At 64.2% G+C, this 3,657-nt stretch carries 4 protein-coding genes and 1 pseudogene; 2 read left to right on the plus strand and 3 right to left on the minus strand.

Translation table 11 applies throughout. The annotated features are described in order from the left end of the window. Positions 1–369 (minus strand): annotated as a pseudogene (locus ELR45_RS34675) (hypothetical protein); the annotation flags it as partial. A 129-nt stretch (positions 370–498) separates the two neighbouring features. Between ELR45_RS34675 and ELR45_RS06155 the strand changes: the two are divergent. Further along, positions 499–738, plus strand: coding sequence for a cell division protein CrgA (locus ELR45_RS06155; protein WP_276320655.1), 240 nt, complete (start codon positions 499–501; stop codon positions 736–738). 272 nt (positions 739–1,010) lie between these two features. Here the strand turns inward: ELR45_RS06155 and ELR45_RS06160 are convergent, their stop codons facing one another. Then, entirely contained in the window at positions 1,011–1,796 is a 786-nt protein-coding gene (locus tag ELR45_RS06160) for a rhomboid family intramembrane serine protease (protein ID WP_205856129.1), read from the minus strand. A gap of 142 nt (positions 1,797–1,938) precedes the next feature. Further along, positions 1,939–2,463: a peptidylprolyl isomerase gene (locus ELR45_RS06165; RefSeq protein ID WP_129664379.1), complete on the minus strand. Its 525-nt coding sequence runs from the start codon at positions 2,461–2,463 to the stop codon at positions 1,939–1,941. A 322-nt stretch (positions 2,464–2,785) separates the two neighbouring features. On the opposite strand from ELR45_RS06165, the gene ELR45_RS06170 reads away from it, so the two are divergent. Beyond that, positions 2,786–3,577 carry a hypothetical protein gene (locus tag ELR45_RS06170; protein WP_129664381.1) on the plus strand — a complete coding sequence of 264 codons (792 nt, stop codon included), beginning with the start codon at positions 2,786–2,788 and terminating at the stop codon, positions 3,575–3,577. The last annotated feature ends 80 nt before the right edge of the window (positions 3,578–3,657 follow it).

Consider the following 3,657-nt stretch of genomic DNA (forward strand, 5'->3'; position numbering starts at 1 on the left):
TGCGAGCTCCTGTTCGCCGTTCACCTGTGGAGAGTCATCGAGTGTCACCGTGACACCGGTGCCCTCGACAGCATCGAGCACCGCAGCCGAACGCAAACCTTCGGTCTGCTCCTGAATCTCCTTGGTCTCGTTGTCGCCCTGTCGTGAGGTGAGCTCATCGACGTCGACCTTCAGCTGCTCCGCGTCGGCGATGAGCTGCTCAACGCGTCGTTCCTCAGCACGGACCAGATCGGGCATCTCGAGGACTTCGCTGCCCCGGAGATCGGTGCCGCCAGAAGTCTTCGCACTGATCACGAGAAGCGCGCCACATGCCGCGAGCACGATGGGCGCCAGCGCCTTCCAACCACGAGCGGCGGCCGAATCCGGCATGGCATGCACCTTCCCCGGAGGACGATATTAGAGAGTAAACGTCGTGAGCTACTACGCTATCCGAGCATCTTGATTACATGGAAACGCAACGTCACAGTCCGCTTCGCCTGAGAGGAACCCGCCGTGCCGATGTCGCGCCGCCGTAAGAAGGATAACTCCGTGGTTCAGGAGCCCCGCGATACCAGCGCCTCGGGTCGCTGGGTCGTGCCTACCATGCTGACCCTGCTCATACTCGGCCTGGTCTGGATCGTCGCCTACTACCTCCTCCGCGAGGAGATCGGTTTCATGGACGCTATGGGCGGCTGGAATCTGGTGATCGGCATGGGGATGATCACCGGAGGGTTCATCACCGCCACCCAGTGGAAGTAGGCGGCGGGCCGTCACACGTGTCGCGTCGGTCCCCATGCCGTGGCCTATGAGAGGCCAGACATGGGGACCGAGAACGCTCGAGGGTTGTCCACTCCTGGTACGGCCGCTGGCCCCGGACGCCCCACAAACGAGACGAACCAACCGTCACTGAGCTGCACCGATACGCGCATCCACAAGTCTTTACACACCTGTGATTACACGCTTGTAGTTTGTCCCCACTGGGGATAACACCTGTGGATAACTCATGGCGGGGCAGCTCTGTGCTTCCGTGGCTAGGCCACGGTCGCCACGACGGCCGTCACGATCGCGGCCGCGACCACCGAACATCCGGCTATGCCCCAGACAAGCCGATGCTCGCGCGGGGCGTGCGCGAAGACGAAGGCCAGGATTCCGCCGGTCACCAAGCCACCTAGATGAGCACGCCAGTCGATACCGGACGCGGTGAACCCGATGACCACATTGATCGCCAGGATCGCCACCACCGCGCTGACGTCGCGCCCGAGCCTCCTCATCACGACGAACAAGGCGCCCATCAGGCCGAAGACGGCGCCGGACGCGCCCAGAGACATCGTGTACTCACTGGCGCCGAGCAACGACACCGCGGAGCCGCCCAGCGCCGACAACAGGTAGAGCGCGGTGAAACGCCATCGGCCGAGCACCGGCTCCAGAGCGCTCCCCAGTATCCACAGGGCGAGCATGTTCATACCGATGTGCCACCACTGCTCGTGCAGGAACGCAGCGGTCAGGAGTCGATACCACTCGCCCTCGACGACACCGATCTGCAGCGGGTCCGGCTCGTATCCCATTACCAAAGCGAAGCGCGCCGGCAGCTCAGGCCAGTTCGCGCCGTACGCCAAGCGCATCGTGTCCGAGACAGAACCGCGTTGCACGATCTGCACCAGCAGCCATATGACGACGTTGATGCCCACCAGCGACTTGGTGATGAGGTCGCCGTGCTGGCGGATCTCACCGCCCAATACCGTGCGGGCTTGACGCGTTGTCTTCGACCCTTGAGCGATGCAGTCCGGACATTGGAATCCGACCGGCGCCGCGGTCATGCACTCCGGGCAGATGAACTTCTCGCAGCGTGAGCAGCGGATATAGGTCTCGCGGTCCGCGTGGCGGTAACACGTCGGTACCCCGGGCCCATTCGGAGGCGGGCCTTGCACCTGGCCAGATCCAGTCATACGTGCGAGATCTTCAGCTGCCGCTGACCGAGACCGAGTTGATCACGACGGGATCCACGGGCTGGTCGAGACGGCCGGTGGGAACGGCGGCGATCGCATCCACCACCTGACGGCCCGCCGCGTCCGCAACCTCACCGAAGATGGTGTGCTTTCGGTTGAGATGCGGCTGCGGGCCCACCGTGATGAAGAACTGCGAGCCGTTCGTGTTCGGGCCGGCGTTGGCCATGGCCAGCAGGTATGGACGGTCGAAGATCAATTCCGGGTGAAACTCGTCGGCGAAGTCATAGCCAGGGCCACCACGTCCCGTCCCGAGGGGATCGCCGCCCTGGATCATGAAGCCGGGAATGACCCGGTGGAAGACAGTGCCGTCATAGAGCCTGGCGGAGGTCTTCTCCCCGGATTCGGGGTGTACCCACTCACGCGTGCCCTCCGCAAGCTCGACGAAGTTACGCACGGTCTTCGGCGCGTGATTGGGTAATAGGTTCAAGGTGATGTCGCCATGGTTGGTGTGCAAGGTCGCTTGGAGGTCGTTGGCCACGATGTGCCTTTCAGAATTAGTCGGTCCGATTAACTCTCATCTTCCCACGGAGTGCCTCAGGTAGGCATAGGGTCGGATACAAGGCATGATCTACGACAGGAGTCTGACACGGTACGAGGTTGTACGGACGGGGCAGCAGGTGGAACAGGCAGGGCGTCCAACGCCCGCTCAGCTGGTGAGGGCGGAACCTGATATGGAACCATCGGGCGGTAATGAGCAGCTCACGGGCACGGGTGCCGACACGACCGGACCCGCGTCCGGGGTGAATCCGTCCATGCGGCCTCTGAAGGGCCAAGAAACGCAATCAACAAGGAGGCCCGTCTTGCGTAAGTTGTTCGGCAAGAGACGGAAGAAACACACTGACGAAGCGGTCACCGAGGTCCGCGAGGCCGCCATTCATGCGCGTGAAGCCGCGCGCAATGCCGGGAAACGAGCACGCGACGTCGCGACGCCGGCACTTCACTCGGCTCGGGACCGGGTTGGTCCCGTCGTCGAGTCCGCATCTGACCGCGTCGCACCCAGTGTTGAGGCTGCCCGCGCCAAGGTGGGCCCGAAGGCGTCTCAGGCGAAGGAATCGCTCATGAACGACGTCGTGCCAAAGGTGGCCGGATCGCTGGCCGGGGCGGCCGACAAGCTCTCAGACAGGGCTCAGGACCTCTCCGAACGGGCCGCTGAGATCGCGGAGGAACCGAAGCGTCGGCGTCGCAAGAAGCGCCGCCGCACCGCCCTTGTGGTGCTGGGTGGTTTCGCGGCCGCCGGTGCGGCCGTCGCTGGCGTGCTGCGCCGGCGCAGCTCCGACGAGCAGTGGACCACCTATGATCCGTCCACCGGTCCATGGGCTCCCGCCCCGGAGCCGACCGAGGAATCCGCGGGCGAGAAGGGCGACGAGCCTACAACGGCGGCGTCGGAGGAGAAGGCAGCCGAAAAGACCGGTGAGTCGACCGACGAGGCCGGCGCCGAAGACGCCGGATCCACGACGGAGGAGGCTACGAAGAAGACCGCAGCCTCAAAGAAGACTCCGGCCAAGAAGACCACTGCGAAGAAGACCGCTGCGGCGAAGTCGAGCGGCTCCGCCGCGAACAACAGTCAGGCCACTCTCGACAGCCAAAACTGACGCGGCCGACGTGCGCGGTGGCGCACAGTCACAGCACGCATGAGGCTCCGGTGCCCGAGTGGCCCGGAGCCTCATGCGTG

The sequence above is a fragment of the Phytoactinopolyspora endophytica genome, assembly GCF_004138495.1.
GTDB classification, from domain to species: domain Bacteria; phylum Actinomycetota; class Actinomycetes; order Jiangellales; family Jiangellaceae; genus Phytoactinopolyspora; species Phytoactinopolyspora endophytica.